We start from the raw sequence: 20,004 nt of genomic DNA, 5'->3' as shown, positions 1-20,004 counted from the left end.
GGCAAAACGGGCCCGGGGTCACCTTCCGGGCACTGGCCCCTGTCGCGGTGCATCAACCGCGCGTTAGGCTCGACCCATGCGCCGTCGGCGCGGGCTGGGCAACAGGGGGCGTGACGTGGTGCGGGTCGCAATCGTAGGCTCTGATCTCCAAACCGAAGTGGCGCTGATGCGCCGCCTGCAGCGCATTGCCGCCCTGCCCGCCAACGGCCTGACGCTGGTCCACGACCTGGACGCCTGCGATCTGCTGGTACTGCGCGAGGTGCCGGCGGCGCTACCGAACGACACGCGCCTGGCCCAGGCACGGTCCGACCGACCGCTGTGGCTGGTCGATGCCGGCGGACGCTTGTCCGACCCGAGCCAGGGAACGGCACCCCTGCACGAGCAAGCGATCCGGCAGGTGCTGCAGACCCTGCATGCCCCGCATGCCGAGACCGGCCGCACCCCGGCCGGCCCCACGCGCCCCTTCGCCGAGCAGATCCGCGAGCAACTCCGCGCCCGGTCCGCGCAGGCGGTGCTGTCCCTGGATGGCGTGGACGTGCTGCATCTGGATTTCGTCGCGGGCCAGGCCATACCACTGCACAGCGCGCGCCAGGCGGTGGACATCGTGCCGGGATTGCTCGGGCCGGGCTTCGACCGGCTGCTGCTGCGGGCGACATCGATCGCACCGGCCGATCAGGATCCAAGCATGGCGCTGACCCCGCTGCTGTGGCAGACGGCGCTGCGCATGCGCATGGTGCCGCAGCTGATCGCGCCGCTGACCGAGTCCACCGCGCTGCGCATGCGCCAGTGGCCGGACTTCCGCGTACTGGCCCATCGCCATGACGACTTCCGGCTGTGCACGCTGCTGCTGAAGCAGGCCAGTACCGCCAGCGAGGCGGCGGCACAGCTGAAGATGGATACCGGCGCGGCACGCGCCTTCTTCAACGCCGCCTACCTCAGCGGCCACGCCGTGCTGGAGGGCGAGGCGGACGCGCTTGGCGATGCCGCGGCCGATGCGCCCATGCCCCCGCCGCCCACCACCACGCGCCTGTCGCGGCTATGGCAGCGCCTGCGCGGCGGTGCCCGCCGTCGCGCCAGCGACTGAGCGCTCGGCTGCGCAGTGCAGGGTGCTGATGGCGGCTTGCCGAACGGCGCAGCAGCGGCGCGGTTGGTCTCGTTGGGCATGCCGACGGTAGAGACGTGGCGGGCGTAGGCAAATGGCAAGAAGCGCCTGACGCCATGCCCCCGGCGGGAAAGCGCCGCCGGCGTCTGCAGACATGCTTCTGCAACCCGCTGCAGCGACGCGACGCCACCCCAGCTCACGACACCTGACCGCCCCAGGCATTCACTTTGGTCTACTTCCACCGGCGGGCGCTTGGCGGGACATTTCGTTTCCGTCCAGCTCGGGAGCATCGCCTTGAACATCTCCGCCTTGTCGCGCTGGAGCGGGCTCTTGCTGCTCCTCGCCTCGACCTGGGCCGCGCATGCCGCGGATGTGCCCGACCCGCGCGTGCCGCTCAATGGCGTGCAGGTGCCGCTGTCGGCCTATGCCTCGCCCGAGGCGCGCGAGCGCCTCCAGGCCATGCTCGATGCGCACGCGCGCGGCGAGGGCCCCGGCAAGGACATCGCCGCGGCGCGCGCGTTCTACGACGCGCAGAACAGCGACCGCGTCGCGCGCATGCGCAAGCGATGGCCGGTGCGCACCAGCGAGGCGCGCTTCGACGGCGTGCTGGCCGACGTGGCCGAGCCGGCCGACGGCATCGCGCCGGCCAACAAGGCGCGTGTGCTGATCAACCTGCATGGGGGCGCATTCCTGTGGGGCGCGCGCAGCGGTGCGCTGGCCGAGGCCATTCCCATCGCCGGCGTCGGCAGGATCAAGGTGGTCTCGGTGGATTACCGTCAGGGGCCGGAGCACCGCTTCCCGGCGGCCAGCGAGGATGTGGAAACCGTCTACCGCGCGCTGCTGCGCGACCATCGCCCGCAGGACATCGGGATCTACGGTTGCTCGGCCGGCGGCTATCTCACCGCGCAGGTGGTGGCGCGCCTGATTTCGAAGAAACTGCCGCTGCCCGGTGCGGTCGGCACCTTCTGTGGATCGGTGGCCGCGCCCGATGGCGACTCCATCTACACCTCGGCCGCGCTGGAAGGGCAGCAGGTGCCGGCCGGGCCGCCCAGGCTCTCGGACTATCCCTATTTCCGCGGCGCCGACCTGTCCGATCCGCTGGTGTTTCCAGCCAATTCGCCGGCCATGCTCGCCCACTTTCCGCCCACGCTGCTGATCAGCGGCAGCCGCGACTTCGCGCTCAGCTCGGTGCTGCACAGCCACGCACTGCTCGACGCGGCCGGCGTGGACGCCGAGCTGCACGTGTGGGACGGCATGTGGCATGCGTTCTTCGTCGATCCCGAGCTGCCCGAGTCGCGCCAGGCGTACGCGGTGATCTGGCGTTTCTTCGACCGTCATCTTGGCCACGCATCGGTCGCTGGCCGCCAGGCGCGCTAGGACTTGCCCGTCGCGCCGAACGATGGGTATGGGAACTACCGGCGCATGGGACCAGTTGCCGCAGGGCGCCCGGGACGCGCAGCTGCCGGCCCATCCCGGGCAGCGCCAGGTTGGCGCCGAGCCTGCCCGTCATTGTGCCGGCGCACACCGCCTCGGCCAGCGTGGGTTTAACGCGCGGCTGCTAGCGTGGGCGGGTGATCCTTGCCGGCCCACTGGTCAGACGGCCCTCACCGCGCAACGGACACGCACTACAAGGTCCGCCGCCATGAAATCCATCGCCGTTGCCTCCCTGTTGCTGCTCTGCGCCCCGCTTGCCGCGCTGGCCCAGACCCAGCCGCTGAATCTCAAGCTCAAGGACGACACGCGCTTTTCCGGCGCGGGCGATCCGCCAGGCACCTACTACGGCGACCACAGCGGCCCGGCCGTGGAAGCCGACCCAGCCAGACCCGCTTCGGAACTGGACGATGGCAAGGCCCACCTGCATGGCGCGTTCACCACCGGGGTCGGGTATTCCAAGGGTTACGGCAGCAGCACCTACAACGCCGCCGACCTCAGCGTGGCCAAGGCCTTCACCAGCGACGAAGGCCGTACCAGCGTCATGCGCATGGACATCCACGTCAGCAAAAGCGACGGTCCCTTCGGCGGCGGCCCCTATGAGGGCTACTACGGGCGGCCTTACCCGGGCCCGCGCTCGGCCTCGGGCGCGGCGATGCGCTGGTCGGCGCAAGACGAGTCCCCGTGACAATGTGGACAGATCGGCCCCGATCTGAACGCCCCGCTCAGCCTGGGCGTTGACCCAGCGCGCGCCGCGCCGCGACAATCGATGACAGAAGGGGAGTAGCTCCCACGCGCTGAGATCGTCATGACGGGCCCTGTGCCCCGGTCCAGCGGCAACCGCGCCGTGATCCACGGCCGGCTGTGAGCGAGACCTTCGCCGCAACGGCGAAGGTGTGTGCCCCGGAACTTCCCCTTGGAAGACCTCCTCCGCGCAGACTGGCGCCCTCGCGTTCCCCCTTGGCTTACGCGTGGAGAAACGACATGCAGACGATTGCAAACCCCTGGCTCTGGGGCGGATTCGTGGTGGTGGTGATCGCCGCCCTGCTGGCCGACCTGGTGCTGATGCGCCACGGCGGGCCGCACAAGGTCACCTTCAAGGAGGCGGTGTGGTGGTCGCTGGGCTGGGTCGCCCTGGCGTTGGCCTTCAACGGCGGGCTGTGGTGGTACCTGCGCGAGACGATGGATATCGCCAGTGCCAACCGCATCGGCCTGGAGTTCCTGACCGGCTACCTGGTCGAGAAGTCGCTGGCGGTGGACAACATCTTCGTCTTCCTGATGGTGATGAGCTACTTCGCCGTGCCCGAGGAGCAGCGCCAGCGCGTGCTGGTGATCGGCGTGCTGGGCGCCATCGTGCTGCGCGCGATCATGATCTTCGCCGGCGCGGCGCTACTCAACCAGTTCCACTGGCTGCTGTACGTGTTCGGCGCGTTCCTGCTGTTCACCGGCATCAAGATGTGGTTCTCGGCCGGCAGTGAGCCGGACCTGGAAACCAATCCGGCGCTGAAATTCATGCGCAAGCACCTGCGCCTGACCGATGGCTACGAAGGCAACGCGCTGTCGGTCGTACGCGATGGCCGGCGCTGGTTCACCCCGATGTTCGCGGTGCTGATCCTGATCGCGGTGACCGATGTGATCTTCGCGGTGGACTCGATCCCGGCGATCTTCGCCATCACCACCGACCCGTTCATCGTGCTGACCTCCAATGTGTTCGCGGTGCTGGGCCTGCGCGCGATGTTCTTCCTGCTGGCCGGCATGGCCGACCGCTTCCACCTGCTGCCCTACGGGCTGGCGGTGATCCTGGTCTACATCGGCACCAAGATGCTGGTCATCGACCTGATCAAGATCCCGGTGCTGGTCTCGCTGGGCGTGGTGTTCGGCATCCTGGCCATCACCGTGTGGCTGAGCCTGGCACGGCCGCCGAAGCCAGCATCGGAAAACTGAAAGCGGGTTTGATGCACACGCATCGCGTTGCGACGTTCCATGGACGGGAACGTCGCAACGCTTGTTTTCGGCCCAGGTTGCCGCCATCGAAGCGGGCATGGACGCCTACCATCCCGATGATCCGCGCCACGATGCGGCTGCCCAGGCGCGTGCCGACCGGCGGCGCCTGCTGCGTGCGTTCAATGCGGCGCTGGCCTTCGTGGCGTTGCTGGTCCTGGCGTACTCGGCGCAAGGCAGCTTCGACTGGCGCCCCTATGCCATCGCGCCGCACAGCGCGCAGGGGCTGATCGGCATCCTTACCGCGCCGCTGCTGCATGGCTCGGTCGAACACATCACCTCCAATGCGATTGCCCTGCTCATGCTGGGCACGCTGGCGGGTAGCGTGTATCCCAAGGCCACCTTGCGCGCGATTCCGTTGTTGTGGCTGGGCGCGGGCCTGGGGGCATGGTGGCTGGGCCAGGCCGGGACGCGCCATCTGGGCGCCAGCGGCCTGGGTCACGGGCTGATGTTCCTGGTGATCGGGTTGGGGGTGCTGCGCCGCGACCGCGCCGCGATCGCCACCGGCTTCATCGCCTTCCTGTTCTATGGCGGCATGCTGTTGACGGTGCTGCCGCGCGAACCGGGGGTGTCCTGGCAGGCCCATCTGGGGGGCGCGGTGGCCGGGCTGCTGGCGGCCTGGTGGTTCCGTCGCGCCGACCCACCCCTGCCCCGCAAGCGCTACAGCTGGGAGCTGGAGGAAGAACAGGTGCTGGCTGACGAGGCCGACATGCTGGAACCGCCCTCGCCACGCGACGTGCCCGTGCTGTGGGAACGCCCGACACCGCCGCGTGGCGTGGTGCTGCCGTTTCCTGCGCCGACCACGCCGCGGCACGCGCCGGATGACAGACCACCGCGGCTGGACTGACCTGGCTTGGCAGACTGCGTTCAACCCGCGCACGATGCGGGCCGCATCTTCCTGTCGCGCAAAGCGCGTCTCAATCCATATTGGGGATTCGACTGCTTTCCGGGCGGCTCATCGGCAAGGCTCCAGCGGAGCAAGCTCCGCTCTCCATGACATGCGATGGCAGGAACCTGTCAGGAAGCGCACAACACCCTCTAGACTTGCCGGCGTGCTTCTTGCCGGTCTTTGACGATGATGCTCCGCTACCTGGGCTGGATTGCGGCCCTGCTGATCCTGGTCCTCAGCGTGATGCTGGCGATGCATTGGCCAGGATGGTGGTGGGTCGCCGCCATTGCCGCCGCGCCCAGCGTGCTGGGACTGGTCGACGTACTGCAGCGGAACAGCACCTTGCGCCGCAACTATCCGGTGTTGGCCCATTTCCGCTATGGACTGGAGTCGATCGGGCCGGAGATCCGCCAGTACTTCGTGCAGAGCGACCTGGACGATGTGCCGTTCTCGCGCCAGCAGCGCGCGCTGGTCTATCGCCGGGCCAAGAACGTCATGGACGTGGTGCCCTTCGGCACGCTGCGCAGCACTTACGCCCCGGAATACGAATGGATCAACCATTCGCTGGCCACCACCGACGTGCATCACCACGACTTCCGCGTGACCATCGGCGCGGGCCGACCCAAGCCGTACTCGGCCAGCGTGTTCAACATTTCGGCGATGAGCTTTGGCGCGCTGTCGGCCAACGCGATCCGCGCGCTCAACACCGGCGCGGCGCGTGGCGGCTTCTACCATGACACCGGGGAAGGAGCGATCTCGCCCTACCACCGCGAAGGCGGTGGCGACCTGGTGTGGGAGATCGGCTCGGGCTACTTCGGCTGCCGCGACGCGCACGGCCAGTTCGACGCGGAGAAGTTCACCGCCAATGCCACCCTCGAACAGGTGCGCATGATCGAGATCAAGCTCTCCCAGGGGGCCAAGCCCGGCCACGGCGGGGTGCTGCCGGCGGCCAAGGTGACCCAGGAAATCGCGGACACGCGTGGCGTCGCGATCGGCCAGGACTGCGTGTCGCCCTCACGTCACTCGGCGTTTTCCACGCCGCTGGAGCTGCTGCAGTTCGTCTCGCGCCTGCGCGAGCTGTCCGGTGGCAAACCGGTGGGCTTCAAGCTGGCCATCGGCCACCCCTGGGAGTGGTTCGGCATCGCCAAGGCCATGCACGAAAGTGGCCTGCTGCCGGATTTCATCGTGGTCGACGGGGCCGAGGGCGGCACCGGTGCGGCACCGATGGAGTTCGTCGACCACATGGGCGTGCCGATGCAGGAAGCGCTCATGCTGGTCCACAACACCTTGGTGGGCCTGTCGCTGCGCGAGCAGGTCAAGGTCGGCGCGGCCGGCAAGGTCACCAGCGCCTTCGACATCGCCCGGACCCTGGCCATGGGCGCGGACTGGTGCAACGCCGCGCGCGGCTTCATGTTCTCGCTGGGCTGCATCCAGTCGCTGAGCTGTCACACCGATCGCTGCCCGACCGGGGTGGCCACGCAGAACCCCGCGCGCTGGCGCCACCTGGACGTGCCGGACAAGGCCACGCGCGTGCACCAGTACCACACCAACACCTTGCGCGCGCTGGCCGAACTGCTGGGGGCGGCCGGGCTGGAAGACCCTGCCGAACTGGGCCCGGAGCACATCGTGCGTCGCGTCTCGGCCGTGGAGATCCGCGCGCTGTCGTCGCTGTACCGTTTCCTGGCGCCCGGCGATCTGCTGGGCGGCAACCTGCCCGAACACTCGGTGTTCCAGCAGTTCTGGCCCGATGCGCGCGCCGACTCGTTCCAGGCCCCGGCCCGCATCCGCGACCTGCGCCTGAGCAAGTCGCGTTGAACCCATCGACCTCCCTCCCGGCACGCTCGTTGTCCCTGCCCCGCCAACCCTCGCCCCACCACCGGAGATCCCCCCTGTGACCGCAGCCTTGCGCGCGGCCGTGCTGGCCGTTGTCCTGATCGCCCTGTCCGCCTGCACCAGCACGCCGCCGCCGTCGGCCCCGGCACGACCGATCAAGTTGATCGGCTATGTGACCAATGGCAAGACCCTGCCGCCGATCAGCGCGCGCAAGCTGGACGTGATCAATTTCGCCTTCGCCGTGGTCGATGCGCAGCATCGCGTGCACCTGCCCGATGCCGACGGCCCCCGCACGCTGGACGGGCTGGTCAAGCTGCGCGGCGACAACCCCGAGCTGAAGATCGTGCTGTCCATCGGCGGCTGGAGCGCGGGACATTTCTCCGAGGCGGCCGCCACGGCGCAGTCACGCCAGGTGTTCACCGACACGGCCATGGCCCTGCTGCGCGCCCATGACCTGGACGGCCTGGACATCGACTGGGAGTACCCAACCCTGGACGATGCCGGCATCAGCGCCAGCCCCGACGACACCGCCAACTTCGCCGCGTTGCTGGGCCGGCTGCGCGAGGCGCTGGACGCCGAAGGGCGCGCGCGCGGGCGCCACTACGTACTGAGCATCGCCGCGGCCGAGGGCCGCTTCGCCTCCGGCCTTGACCTGCCGCGGATCACGCCGCTGCTGGACTGGATCAACCTGATGACCTACGACTTCCACGGCAGCCTGACCCCGACCACCGGCCACGCCGCGGGCCTGGGCGCCTCGACGCTGGACCCGGCCCATGCGCGCAACGGCATCGCCGCGGTGCAGGACTTCCTCGATGCCGGCGTGCCGGCCGCCAAGCTCAACGTGGGCATGGCGTTCTACGGGCGCCGCTTCGGCGAGGTGGAGCCGGCCCAGCACGGGCTCTACCAGCGCTTCGCCAGCGATGGCGGCTTCATATCCTACCGGGAGATCGTGCAGGGCCGGCTGACCGAACACGGGTTCACTCGCTACTGGGATCCGGACGCACAGGCGGCGTGGCTGTGGAACCCAACCACCCGGCAGATGATCAGCTACGACGACCCACAGGCGCTGCGCGCCAAGGTGCGCTACGTGCGCGCGCATGGCCTGGGCGGGCTGATGTACTGGGACTACCGCGAGGACGACGGCGAGGCCCTGCTGGACGTGGTCCGCCAGGCCATCGACCAGCCGGCACCGTAACAGCGGGGCGCTCGTCAAGGGCGGCCTCGGCCTCACGCCCCCCTGAACGGAGGCCCGGTAGGGTAGGCCGCCGCCCGGCCGCTCCCGGAGCCCCCTTTGGCCCTTTTCGAAACCCTGGTCGTGTTGCTGTTTGGCGCCGCGCTGCTTTCGCAGCTGGCGCGGCGACTTGGCCTGCCCTATCCGACCCTGGTCGCGGTCGCCGGCACCGCGGCCGCGGCGCTGCCATGGGTGCCGCAAGTGGGCATCGACCCGCGCCTGGCCCTGGTGCTGTTCATCGCGCCTGCGCTGCTATCGGCCGCCTATGACACCTCGCCCCACGAGCTGCGGCACAACTGGTTGCCGCTGACGGCACTGGCGGTGTTCGCCGTGCTGCTGACCACCTTGGCAGTCGCTGCGGTCGCCGTGCATCTGGCCCAGCTGCCGTTGGCCGCGGCGATCGCGCTGGGTGCGGTGGTGGCGCCACCGGATGCCGCCGCCGCGCAGGCGGTGCTGGGCCGGATGAACCTGCCGCGCCGCACGATGGTGATCCTGCAGGGGGAAAGCCTGTTCAACGACGCCATCGCGCTGGTGCTGTTCGGTGGCGCGGTGGCGGTGATGCAGGGCACTGAGCATCCGGTGCTGTTCGGCGCCACCCTGCTGCTGGAAGTCCCTGGCGGCGTGTTGCTGGGCCTGGCGGTGGGCTGGGTGTATGCGCGGGCGGGCCGGCTGTGGTCGGGCAGCCAGAGCGCGACGATCTTCGAGTTCACCGGCACGTTCCTGGTGTGGATGGCCGCCGATCGGCTGCACGTCTCGCCGGTGCTGGCGGTGGTGGCCTACGCGATGCTGCTGGCGCGCTCGGCGCCGCAGCGCCAGCGCGTGCGCGACCGCATGCACTCCTATCCCATCTGGGATTCGGCGGTGTTCGTGCTCAACGTCATCGCCTTCCTGCTGATCGGCCTGCAGGCCCGCGGCATCGTCGCCGACCTGCCACGCCCGCAGCTGTGGAAGGCGCTGGGCACGGCCGGGGCGGTGCTCGGCGCGGTGGTCGCCGTGCGACTGGTGTGGGTGCTGGTCTATCCGGCCCTGCTGCGACGTTTGATCCGCGGCCATACCGACGAAGGACACGGCAAGACCCGGGTGCGGCTGGTGGTCGCCTGGTCAGGCATGCGCGGCGTGCTGACCCTGGCCACCGCGTTGTCGCTGCCGCATGCGTTCCCTGGCCGCGACCTGATCGTGCTGTGCGCCCTGGCCGTGGTCTTGGGCACGGTGATCCTGCAGGGGGCCACGCTGGGCGCGCTGATCCGCTGGCTGCGGATCCCGGGCGACTCCACCACCGATCGCGCCATCGATCAGGCGCGCACGCACATGGAACAGGCCGGGCGAGAGGAACTCGAACGCATGGTCGCCGACCACAAACATCCAGAAGCCCTGCGGCGGGTGCGCGAGTGGTACCGCACCCGTCCCGACCCGGCCGAAATCACCGCCAAGCGGACCCTGGTCCAGGCCGAGCGCCGTGCACTGAACGACCTGCATGCGCGAGGCGACCTGCCGGAAGACGCCTTCCAGTCGCTGCAACAGGAATTGGACCTGCGCGAGCTGAGCCTGTCCGAGCCCGGCGCGCGCCGGATCGAGGAGGTCTGAAGGCCGAACGCCGCGCGATCGCGGCGCCTGGACCCTCAGTTATAGACTTCCTCGATTTCGCTCACCTTGCCATCGTGGAAGATGATCTGGATGGTCTTGCGCAGCTGGTAGTACTCCCAGCGCTCGCCGACGTTGGCGCTGTAGTCGTTCTCCAGCTGGACCACGCGATCCGGCTTGCCAGCCACCTGCATCACCCGGCCCGCACCGTCGCCGGTGGTGACCAGCTTGTTGCCGAAACGCACGCTGCCCTGCGCCATCGCCGCGCCGGCCAACAGGCACAGCGCCAAACCCAGCAGCCTCCTGTTCATTGCGCATCTCCCTGCGATGTGTCGTGACCGGACCATCATGCGCCAGATCTCGCCGCAGAACCACGCCGGCAACGGGCGAGGTCCGGCGCGATTCCACCTGGCCGGATCAGGCCTTGGCCGGCAGCGCGGGCGCGGCGGTCGGCCGGCCCAGCGGGTCCAGGGCGATCATCACGAAACGGCCGCGCGTGCACAGCTTGCGCTCGCCGCTCAGCAGGTCCTCGGTGATCACTTCCACGTCCACGTTCATCGAGCTGCGGCCGACCTTGACGATGGTTGCGATGACCTCCACCAGGTCGCCCTTGCGGATGGGCTGGTTGAAGTCCACCTGCTCAGAGCGCGCGGTGACCACCGTGGTGCGCGCATAGCGCGAGGCCACGATGAAGGCGGCCATGTCCATCCAGGCCAGCGCCTGGCCACCGAACAGGGTCCCCAGATGATTGGTGTGGTCGGGAAAGACCATGTGCAGCAGGCGGGCTTCGGTCGGGCGCGGCTCGCCAGCGGGGACTTCGGACATCGGTGGGGCTCCTGGTGGGGTGGGACGCCCCATTGTCACCCAGGCTCAGCTGGCGCAGGCCTAGGCCGGCGCGGCGGCCGTGCCCGCCGGAGCCACCAGCACGCGGTTTCGACCTTGGCGCTTGGCCCGGTAAAGCGCGTCGTCGGCGCGCCGCAACAGGTCGGTCGGCGACTCGCCCGGCTCCAGCCAGGCCACGCCGACCGAGCAGGTCACCGTCAGGCTCCGCCCATCGATGGCCAGCGGACGCGCGCCGACTGCGTCGTGCAAGGCCTGCAGGCGCTGCGACGCAGGGGCCACCAGGCCGGGCATGACCGCGAGCAGTTCTTCGCCGCCATAGCGCCCGATCGTGTCCGACCCGCGCATGTTGCGCGCCAGGCGATCGGCCACGCCGGAGAGCACCGCGTCGCCGACCAGATGGCCATGGGTGTCGTTGACCAGCTTGAAGTGGTCCAGGTCCAGCAGCGCGATCGCCAGCGGCAGGCCCGCGCTGTGCGCACGCGCAGCCTCCAGCGCCAGCTGTTCGAGAATGGAGGTGCGGTTGCGCAGTCCGGTCAGGCCATCGTGGGTGGCCTGCTCGTGCAGGGCGGCGCGAGCCAGTTCCAGCGCGCGCTTGTCGGCCTCCAACTCGGCGGTACGCGCGGCCACCAGGCGCTCCAGGGCGCGCTTGCGCGCCATGATCGCGCGCATGCGCCAGTGCCAGACCGCCGCGATCACCCCGGCAAACAGCGCCAGCCACACGAGCAGCGCCGGCGCGCTGCGCCACCATGGCGGGCGCAGCTTGAAGGCAAAACTCGCCACCGGGGACTGCGTGCGGCGGGCCAGGTCGATCGCCTGCACCTCGATCACCTGCTCGCCATCCCCCAGGGCGGGAAAGTCCAGGGTGCGCGAGCTGGTCTCGATCCACGCATCCTGGCGCCCGCGCAGGCGATAGCGGAAACGCAGCAGGTCCGGCCCTGCCATGCTGCCGGGCGTGGACAGGGTCACGCGCACCGGCAGCTGGCCCCAAGGCAGGGTGGCGCCCGGCGTCACGCGAGCACCGCCCCGCTCGACCCGCGCGATGCGCAGGGTCACCGGGCGCTGCGCAAGTAGCCTGTCCGGTTGCAGGAGATGGCTCACGCCGCGCGAACTGCCGACCCAGACCGAACCATCGGCGTCCTCGAAGAACGCGCCTTCGGAGATGTCCTCGCTGATCAGGCCATCGGTCTCGCTCAGGCCGGTCCAGTGGCCGTCCTCCAGCACGTTCACCCCGGAACTGCCCCCGACCCACAGCCGACCCTGACGGTCGTGGCGAATGAAGTACGGCAGCGAATCGCGCAGCAGCGGGTCGTCCACCGCGGTGAGCTGCAGGGTGTCGTCGTCGCGCATTGGGCCGCGGAACAGGCCGGCATCGTCCACCGCCGCCCACAGCACCCCGTCGCGGCCGATGGAGAGTTTGTCGAACAGCAGGTTGGGCATCTTTCCGCTGATCCGGATCGGGATGACGGTCTGCCCATCCAGCCGCATCAGCCCGCTCTTGCCGGCAAACCACAGGCGCCCGCGCGCATCCTCGGCCACGTCGCCGAAGCTGACCTGCGGCAGGTCGGTAAAACGGCGCGGCTGCGGATGGGCCGGATCGTCGATGACGTAGACCCCTTCGGTGGTGCACAGCCACAGCCGCCCCTGCCGGTCGAACAACATCCTGCGCAAGCGTTGCGGCAACGTCGTCACGATCGTCACTCGCCCGTGCGCCAGGCGCAGCAGGTCGCCTCGGTACAGCGCGACCCACACCGCGCCATCGGGCCCCAGGGTCAGGCCGAACACGTCGCGGATCGGCGTCTGCAGCGCGGTGGCGACCGGCTCGATGGTCGCAGCGCCCGGCGCCAGGCGATAGATGCCGCGCTCGTTGCCAAACAGCATGCCGCCCTGCCGGTCACGGACCAGCGCCCAGTTCGGCAGGCCCTTCAGGCCATTGGCGGGGCTCCAGTTCTCGCTGGCGCCGTAACCGCGCCAGCGCAGGATCCCAAGGCCGCCGTAGGACACCCACAGCGCACCATCGGCGCTGGCGAGCATGGCATTGGGCGGCATGTCGGGCAGGCCGTTACGCGTGTCCAGCGTGTCCCAACCGGCACCATTCCAACGCAGGATGCCGGCGTCGCTGCGAGTCAGGACGCGGCCCAGGCTGTCTTCGGCCAGGTCCAGATGGCGGGTGGTGGTGGCCATTACGGCCGGTGCGGGGGCGGGATGGTCGACGAAGCGGACCGCCCCGGGCGCCAGCGACAGCACGTGCAGTGGGCTGCGCGCCCACAACACACCGTGCCGATCGCGCAGGAACGTGGTCCATGCATCCTGGGGCACGCCATCCTCGGCGGTGTAGAGGCGCACGGTGCCATCGGGGCCGCGTCGGCAGATCGTCTGCCCGCATCCCAGCCACAGCGTGTCCTGGTCCTGGTAGACCGCGCCCAGGTCTTCCAGCTCGGGCCAGCGCTGCGCGATCTGCGGCGTGAACAGCGCCGTGGCCCGCCAGCCACCTCCCGGCGCGGCGCCGATGCGCCAGGCTCGTCCCTTGCTCAGCGCCACCGCGCCGTCGTCGAAGGCGGCCACCATGTGACCGGGGGCGAAGGGCATGGGCGCGCCCTGCGGATCGGTGATCCGCGCGGCCGCCTGGCCATCCCAGAAATACAGGTTGCCGGCCGTGGTCACCCACAGCCCGTTGCCAAGGGCCGTGGGCGCGGCGTTCATCACATAGGCGTCGTCCAGCCCGGCGTCCGCCCCCACCCGTTCGAAGCGCTCACCCTCGTAGCGGTACAGGCCGCCGTAGGTGCAGGCCCAGACATTGCCGCGGGCATCGTCCACCAGGCAGTCGGCGCCCAGGCTGCGAAGGCCTTCGGCGGTGCCATAGGTGCGCAGCGAGGCGACTTGCGCCAACGCCGATCCGCTCGCCAGCAGGCACAGCGCTCCCGCGGCCGCGCGCCGGAGGCGATCAATGGCGGTGGCACGCGCCGGGGCGCGAGGGCAACGCATGACGGGCATGCAAGGTCCGGAAGGACGGATGTCCTTCCTCTAACGGCCCACCACGAGCGGACTTGAGCGCGCCAGTTCGCGCAAGCCGATGATTTGGCAGCCTTTCCCCTGTTCAGCTACGCCAGCCGCGCCTGGTCAGAACGCGTGGTCGAAGCCCACCTCGCCCTGCACGCCGACCTGGTAGGACGACACCCGGCGCTCGAAGAAGTTGGTCAGCTCCTGCACATCCTGCAGCTCCATGAAAGGCAGCGGATTGCGCACGTTGTACTTGCGCGCCATACCCAGCTTGGCGAAGTGGTTGTCGGCGCAGTGCTGCAGGTACTGGCGCATGTCGCGGGTGGAGATGCCCGCCACGCCACCAGACAGCACGTCCTCGGCGAACTGCAGCTCGCACTCGATCGCCTCTTCGAGCATGGCGTAGACCTGCTGCTTCATTTCATCGTCGAACAGGTCCGGCTCTTCCTCGCGCACCACGCGCACGCCCTCGAAGGCGAAGTTCATGTGGCAGCTCTCGTCGCGGAACACCCAGTTGGTGCCGCTAGCCAAGCCCGGCAGCAGCCCGCGCGAACGGAAGTAGTACACGTAGGCGAAGGCGGCGAAGAAGAACAGGCCTTCGATGCAGGCGGCGAAGCAGATCTGGTTGAGCAGGAACTGACGGCGGTGTGCGCGCGTCTCCAGCTTGCGCAGGTCCTGGATGGTGTCCATCCACTTGAAGCAGAAGTCGGCCTTCTTCTTGATCGAGGGGATGTTGTCGACCGCGGCGAAAGCCTTGGCACGCTCGCCCGGGTCCGGCAGGTAGTTGTCCAGCAAGGTCAGGTAGAACTGCACGTGCAGCGCTTCTTCGTAGAGCTGGCGCGACAGGTACATGCGCGCTTCGGGCGCGTTGAGGTGCTGGTACAGGTTGAGCACCAGGTTGTTGGACACGATCGAATCGCCGGTGGCGAAGAAGGCGACCAGGCGGTGGATCAGGTGACGATCGGCCGGGGTCATCTTGTCGTGCAGGTCGGTGATGTCGATCTGGAAGTTGATCTCGTCCACCGTCCAGCTGTTCCTGATGGCGTCGCGGTACATGTCGTAGAACTGCGGATAGCGCATCGGGCGCAGGGTCAGTTCAAAACCGGGATCGAGCAGCATCTGGCGGGGTTGGGCGGACATGGCAATCTCGTGATCGGTGGCGGCCCCGCCTTGTGGGCAGGGCCGCGATGGAAAGGAAGGTCCGCGCCGCACGCGGACCGGTGGCACCTCCTTGTGCCGGGAATATCCGTATTCCTTGCGTCCAGGTCGAAGGACTTACTGGCAGGCCTCGCAGGCCTCCGGGTTCTCCAGCGAGCAGCTCACCGCCTCGGTCGGCGTGTAGGCCGGCTTGGGGGCTTCGCTGGCGCCCTGGCTGAGGGTGGCCTTGGCGATGCGCGTGGCCGGACGCGAGCGCAGGTAGTAGGTGGTCTTGATGCCGCGCTTCCACGCGTACATGTACATGGACGAGAGCGCGCCGATGTTGGGGCTTTCCATGAACAGGTTGAGCGAGGCGGACTGGTCGATGAAGGCGCCGCGCTCGGCGGCCATGTCGATCAGCGAACGCATCGGCAGCTCCCACGCCGTGCGGTAGACCAGGCGCAGGGCCTCGGGGATCTGCGCCACGCCCTGGATCGAACCTTCGGCCAGCTTGATCGCATCGCGCATCTCCGGGGTCCACAGGCCCAGCTTCTTCAGCTCGTCCACCAGGTAGCGGTTGACCTGCAGGAAGTCGCCAGACAGCGTCTCGCGCTTGAACAGGTTGGACACCTGCGGCTCCACGCACTCGTAGCAGCCGGCGATGGAGGCGATGGTCGCGGTCGGGGCGATGGCGATCAGCAGCGAGTTGCGCAGGCCGTGCTGCTGGATGCGCGCGCGCAGCGCGTCCCAGCGCGCGGCGTCCTCGGGCACCACGCCCCAGGCGTCGAACTGCAGCTCACCCTGCGCGGCGCGGGTATCGGCGAAGGACGGATGCTTGCCGCGCTCGATGGCCAGCTCGCACGAGGTCTCCAGCGCGTGGAAGTAGATGGTCTCGGCGATCTTCTTGCTGATCGCGCGGGCCTCGGCGCTGTCGAAGGCCAGGCGCTTTTTGAAGAACACGTCCTGCAGGCCCATGCAGCCCAGGCCGACCGGGCGCCAGCGCAGGTTGCCGCGGCGCGCGGTCTCGATCGGATAGAAGTTCAGGTCGATCACCCGGTCCAGCTGGCGCACGGCCAGGCGCACGGTCTCGGCCAGCTTGTCGTAGTCGAAGTCGCCGTATTCGTCGAAGTGGCGGGCCAGGTTGATCGAGCCCAGGTTGCACACCGCGGTCTCCTCGGCCGAGGTGATTTCCAGGATCTCGGTGCACAGGTTGGACAGGTGGATCACGTTGCCCGCGCGCAGGGTCTGGTTGGACGCGGCGTTGCACTTGTCCTTGAAGGTCATCCAGCCGTTGCCGGTCTCGGCCAGGGTGCGCATCATCCGCGCATACAGCTTGCGCGCCGGCACCTGCTTGACCGCCTTGCCCTGGGTCTCGGCCTGCAGGTAGGCCTGCTCGAAGGCCTGGCCGTACAGGTCGGTCAGCTCCGGGGTGACCTTGGGATCGAACAAGGACCACGGCTGGTCGGCTTCCACCCGGGCCATGAACAGGTCCGGCACCCAGTTGGCCAAGTTGAGGTTGTGGGTACGGCGGGCGTCGTCACCGGCGTTGTCGCGCAGTTCCAGGAAGTCCTCGATGTCCGCGTGCCAGGTCTCCAGGTACACGCAGGCCGCGCCCTTGCGCTTGCCGCCCTGGTTGACCGCCGCCACCGAGGAATCCAGCGTCTTGAGCCACGGCACGATGCCGTTGGAATGGCCGTTGGTGGACTTGATCAGCGAGCCGCGCGCGCGCACCCGGCTATAGCTCACCCCGATGCCACCGGAGAACTTGGACAGCTGGGCGATGTCGCCGTAGCGCGCGTAGATCGATTCCAGCGAATCGCGGGGCGAATCCAGCAGGAAGCAGCTGGACAGCTGTTCGTGGGTGGTGCCGGAGTTGAACAGCGTCGGGCTGGACGGCAGGTAATCCAGGTGGCCCATGCGCTGGTACAGGGCCAGCGCCTCGGGCACGTCCTCGCTCAGCGCGCTGGCGATGCGCAGGAAGAACTGCTGCGGGGTCTCGATCACCTTGCGGGTATGCGGATGGCGCAACAGGTAGCGGTCGTACAGCGTACGCAGGCCGAAGTATTCGAACTCGCGGTCCAGGTTGGCATCGATCGCATCGTTGAGCTTGCGCGCATTGGTCTGCACGAAGCCGAGCAGGCGGTCGTTGATCAGGCCGACCTCGTGGCCGCGGCCGATCGACTGGGAAAACGCATGGATTTCCTGCCCGGAGACTTCCTTGCCGATGAAGTTGGCCAGCAGGCGCGCGGCCAGGCGGCCATACTCGGGCTCCTCGCCGATCAGCAGCGCGGCGGTGCGGATGGACAGCTCGTCCAGTTCCTGGGTGGTGGCCCCGTCGTACAGGCCGGAGATGGTGCGGGTGGCCACGCGCATCGGGTCCACCGCGTGCAGGCCTTCGGCGCAGCGCTGGATGGCGCGCACGATCTTGTTCAGGTCCACCGCCTCGTCCGAGCCATTGCGCTTGGTCACGCGCATGACCGTGGCAGTGGGCGGCGAAGTCAGCGAAAAGGCGGCATCGGCCGGGCGCGCGGCCACGGCGGCATCGGTCTGGGTCACGGTTGTGGTCTCCATGCGTGGTGCACGTCCCGCCCCCGTCCCTCGACAGGCTTGGAGCGGCGTTGGGGTTCGAGCATGGGAAGGCGGCGTCGCAAAACCCGCGACCGCGCGAGCATGCGTGGCCGGGCCCTGCTTCACCAGCCATCTCCCCCTCGGAGACTCCGCGGCCGGCACCGCGCGATGTGCTTGCGCGCGGTTCGTCGGCAGGTCTTCGGACTCATGGGCGCGAAGGCGTCTGGCCTTCTCCTAATCCGCCGCTTCCCAAGGCCGAAAAGCCTCAGTGCTGGGTGGCGGGGTCGTTCCCAAATACCGCTGCGGGGCAGTGCCGGAGTGGGCCGTCATGGCCGCACCGGCTTCCCTTTTCATCCGGGGAGTAGCGTTCCCCGGAACCGACGACCCCAAGATAGTGGGGTAGGTCCACCCCGTCAACGCCAAATATTGTGGATAACCTGTGGGAGAACGCGGCCAATACCAATGCCGACGCGGGTTTGCGCGTCTTTACGGGAGACGACTGTGGTTGACGCGGCCTTGGCGCGCGTTGCCTGATGGTCGCCAGGCACCTCACCCCCGGGCGACGGCACCCGGCGCACCCCTGCGCCCCCGCCCCCTTCAAGAGCGCCTGTTTCCATGCATGACAACGCCTTCCCGCGCGGCCCCTCGACCCTGCGTCGCGCCACGCCCTTCCTGCTCGCGCTGGTCGCGGTGCTGCTGGCCGGATGGGCGGTGCAGGCCGTGCTGGCGCGCTGGGACGAGGACGCTGGCCTGCGCCAGGCCCTGCGCGATGGCCTGATGTGCGCCGCCGCCACGGCCCTGGGTGCCCTGCCCGTGTTGGGCATCCGCCGCCTGCCGCAGCGCCTGGCCGACGGCCTGATGGGCTTCGGCGCCGGGGTGATGCTGGCGGCCACGGCGTTCTCGCTGATCGTGCCGGGGCTGGACGCCGCACGCGACCAGGGCTTTGCCGGGATCGGCGCCGGGGCGGTGATCAGTGCCGGCATCGTGCTGGGCGTGGGCATGATGCTGCTGATGGACCGCGCCGTGCCGCACGCGCACCTGGACCAGCAGGGCCACACCACCCGCCAGGTCAGCGGCCAGCTGGCCCAGTGGCTGCCGCCGCAGGTGATGCTGTTCGTCTTCGCCATCACCCTGCACAACATCCCCGAGGGCATGGCCGTGGGCGTGGCCTCCGGCTCGGGCATGCAGGGTGCGGACACCTTCAGCCTGGCCATCGCCCTGCAGGACATTCCCGAGGGCCTGGTGATCGCCCTGTCGCTGGCCACCGCCGGGGTGCATCGCGGGCGGGCGGTGCTGATCGGCATGCTCTCGGGCCTGGTCGAGCCCGTCGGCGCGGTGCTGGCCGCCCTGGCGGTCGGCGCGTTCTCCACGCTGCTGCCGTGGGGGCTGGCCTTCGCCGCCGGGGCGATGCTGTTCGCGGTCAGCCACGAGGTCATCCCCGAGTCGCATCGCAATGGCCACGAGACCTGGGCCACCGTGGGCCTGACCCTGGGCTTCTGCCTGATGATGGTGATGGATACCGGGCTGGGCTGATCAACGCCCCGGTTTCAGGGCATGCCCTAGCCCGGCGGCCCGAAGACCGTCAGCCATACCTCCCGCACCGAACGCGCGCGGCGCAGGTCGGCGAACATCCCGACCCAGGCGTGGAAGGCGATCCGCACCGGGTTGTGGCTGCGTACCGGCTCGACCAGCCCGTAGCGCAGCGGCACCTCGGGCAGCGCGCGGCGGAAGCTGCCGAACATCCGGTCGAACACGATCAGCACCCCACCGTAATTGCAGTCCAGGTACTCCGGGTTGCTGGCGTGGTGCACGCGGTGGTGCGCGGGGGTGTTGAACACGTATTCAAACCAGCGCGGCAGCGGGCCGATCAGTTCGGTGTGCAGCCAGAACTGGTAGGTCAGGTTGAGCGCCAATGCGCCCACCACCACCGGCACCGGAAAGCCCAGCCACACCAGCGGGGCGAAGCACACCGCCGCGGCGGTGATCTGCCCGGTCCAGCCCAGCCGATAGGCCGACGCCAGCGTGTACTCGTTGGGCGAGTGGTGCACGGCGTGGTTGAGCCAGAACCAACGGATGCGATGGTCGGCGCGGTGCATCCAGTAGTAGCAGAACTCCACGCCCACGAAGAGCGCCAGCCATTGCCACCATGCGTCCATGGCCAGGCTCGCCACGCGCCACTTGGCCACGGCCAACAGCACCACCCCGACCAGCCCGCCCTGCAGCACACGGCCGATCAGTCCGCGCACTAACGCATCGGCCAGCGAGGCCCAGTACGACTTCCAGTCGTACGCGTGGCCGCGGCGGATGCGCAACCAGGCCTCGATCGCGGCCAGGAGCGGCAGGATCAACGGGATGACCAGCAACCAGCGCGGGGAAGCCAGACTCAGCATG

The 20,004-nt window shown here is 69.0% G+C and carries 15 protein-coding genes and 1 riboswitch; of the genes, 9 read left to right on the top strand and 6 right to left on the bottom strand.

From position 1 onward, the window contains the following. Nucleotides 1-166 precede the first annotated feature (166 nt). The 8 genes from ACORQU_RS08320 (at nucleotide 167) to ACORQU_RS08285 (ending at nucleotide 10,071) form a co-directional block, all read left to right on the top strand. Nucleotides 167-1,084 carry a hypothetical protein gene (locus ACORQU_RS08320; protein WP_491644532.1) on the top strand — a complete coding sequence of 306 codons (918 nt, stop codon included), beginning with the start codon at nucleotides 167-169 and terminating at the stop codon, nucleotides 1,082-1,084. 312 nt (nucleotides 1,085-1,396) lie between these two features. Continuing rightward, on the top strand, nucleotides 1,397-2,479 hold the full coding sequence (locus ACORQU_RS08315) for an alpha/beta hydrolase (RefSeq protein WP_491644530.1): 1,083 nt from the start codon (nucleotides 1,397-1,399) through the stop codon (nucleotides 2,477-2,479). A 265-nt stretch (nucleotides 2,480-2,744) separates the two neighbouring features. Further along, nucleotides 2,745-3,221, top strand: coding sequence for a hypothetical protein (locus tag ACORQU_RS08310; protein ID WP_491644528.1), 477 nt, complete (start codon nucleotides 2,745-2,747; stop codon nucleotides 3,219-3,221). A gap of 296 nt (nucleotides 3,222-3,517) precedes the next feature. Then, a complete protein-coding gene (locus ACORQU_RS08305; RefSeq protein WP_491644527.1) occupies nucleotides 3,518-4,477 on the top strand; it encodes a TerC family protein in 960 nt (319 codons plus the stop codon). Between the two features lie 97 nt (nucleotides 4,478-4,574). Further along, entirely contained in the window at nucleotides 4,575-5,381 is an 807-nt protein-coding gene (locus ACORQU_RS08300; RefSeq protein WP_491644525.1) for a rhomboid family intramembrane serine protease, read from the top strand. Nucleotides 5,382-5,612: 231 nt separating this feature from the next. After that, complete coding sequence (locus ACORQU_RS08295; RefSeq protein ID WP_491645014.1) at nucleotides 5,613-7,238, top strand: FMN-binding glutamate synthase family protein; 1,626 nt, start codon at nucleotides 5,613-5,615, stop codon at nucleotides 7,236-7,238. A gap of 76 nt (nucleotides 7,239-7,314) precedes the next feature. Continuing rightward, complete coding sequence (locus tag ACORQU_RS08290) at nucleotides 7,315-8,451, top strand: glycoside hydrolase family 18 protein (RefSeq protein ID WP_491644523.1); 1,137 nt, start codon at nucleotides 7,315-7,317, stop codon at nucleotides 8,449-8,451. Nucleotides 8,452-8,547: 96 nt separating this feature from the next. Further along, complete coding sequence (locus ACORQU_RS08285; protein ID WP_491644521.1) at nucleotides 8,548-10,071, top strand: cation:proton antiporter; 1,524 nt, start codon at nucleotides 8,548-8,550, stop codon at nucleotides 10,069-10,071. Nucleotides 10,072-10,106: 35 nt separating this feature from the next. On the opposite strand, the gene ACORQU_RS08280 is transcribed toward ACORQU_RS08285, so the two are convergent. The 5 genes from ACORQU_RS08280 to ACORQU_RS08260 all read right to left on the bottom strand — a co-directional run bounded on the left by ACORQU_RS08280 (nucleotide 10,107) and on the right by ACORQU_RS08260 (nucleotide 17,520). After that, complete coding sequence (locus ACORQU_RS08280) at nucleotides 10,107-10,379, bottom strand: DUF2845 domain-containing protein (RefSeq protein ID WP_491644519.1); 273 nt, start codon at nucleotides 10,377-10,379, stop codon at nucleotides 10,107-10,109. Between the two features lie 106 nt (nucleotides 10,380-10,485). Beyond that, the gene (locus tag ACORQU_RS08275) at nucleotides 10,486-10,893 is read right to left on the bottom strand and encodes an acyl-CoA thioesterase (protein ID WP_271647798.1); all 408 of its coding nucleotides are present in this window, start codon (nucleotides 10,891-10,893) and stop codon (nucleotides 10,486-10,488) included. Nucleotides 10,894-10,953: 60 nt separating this feature from the next. Beyond that, nucleotides 10,954-13,797 (bottom strand): ligand-binding sensor domain-containing diguanylate cyclase, encoded by a 2,844-nt coding sequence (locus ACORQU_RS08270; RefSeq protein WP_491644517.1) that lies wholly within the window; start codon nucleotides 13,795-13,797, stop codon nucleotides 10,954-10,956. 231 nt (nucleotides 13,798-14,028) lie between these two features. Continuing rightward, on the bottom strand, nucleotides 14,029-15,048 hold the full coding sequence (locus ACORQU_RS08265) for a ribonucleotide-diphosphate reductase subunit beta (RefSeq protein WP_271647800.1): 1,020 nt from the start codon (nucleotides 15,046-15,048) through the stop codon (nucleotides 14,029-14,031). A 135-nt stretch (nucleotides 15,049-15,183) separates the two neighbouring features. Beyond that, nucleotides 15,184-17,520 carry a ribonucleoside-diphosphate reductase subunit alpha gene (locus ACORQU_RS08260; protein WP_491645012.1) on the bottom strand — a complete coding sequence of 779 codons (2,337 nt, stop codon included), beginning with the start codon at nucleotides 17,518-17,520 and terminating at the stop codon, nucleotides 15,184-15,186. A gap of 266 nt (nucleotides 17,521-17,786) precedes the next feature. Then, a riboswitch (cobalamin riboswitch) is annotated at nucleotides 17,787-18,010 on the bottom strand. A gap of 218 nt (nucleotides 18,011-18,228) precedes the next feature. Between ACORQU_RS08260 and ACORQU_RS08255 the strand changes: the two genes are divergently transcribed. Continuing rightward, on the top strand, nucleotides 18,229-19,146 hold the full coding sequence (locus tag ACORQU_RS08255) for a ZIP family metal transporter (RefSeq protein ID WP_491644516.1): 918 nt from the start codon (nucleotides 18,229-18,231) through the stop codon (nucleotides 19,144-19,146). Nucleotides 19,147-19,172: 26 nt separating this feature from the next. Here the strand turns inward: ACORQU_RS08255 and ACORQU_RS08250 are convergent, their stop codons facing one another. Beyond that, entirely contained in the window at nucleotides 19,173-20,003 is an 831-nt protein-coding gene (locus ACORQU_RS08250; RefSeq protein ID WP_491644514.1) for a sterol desaturase family protein, read from the bottom strand. Nucleotide 20,004: the final 1 nt, after the last annotated feature.

The sequence above is a fragment of the Pseudoxanthomonas sp. JC1303 genome, assembly GCF_058448525.1.
Note: the sequence above shows the minus strand (reverse complement) of the source record. Positions and strands in the feature narration are given on the sequence as shown.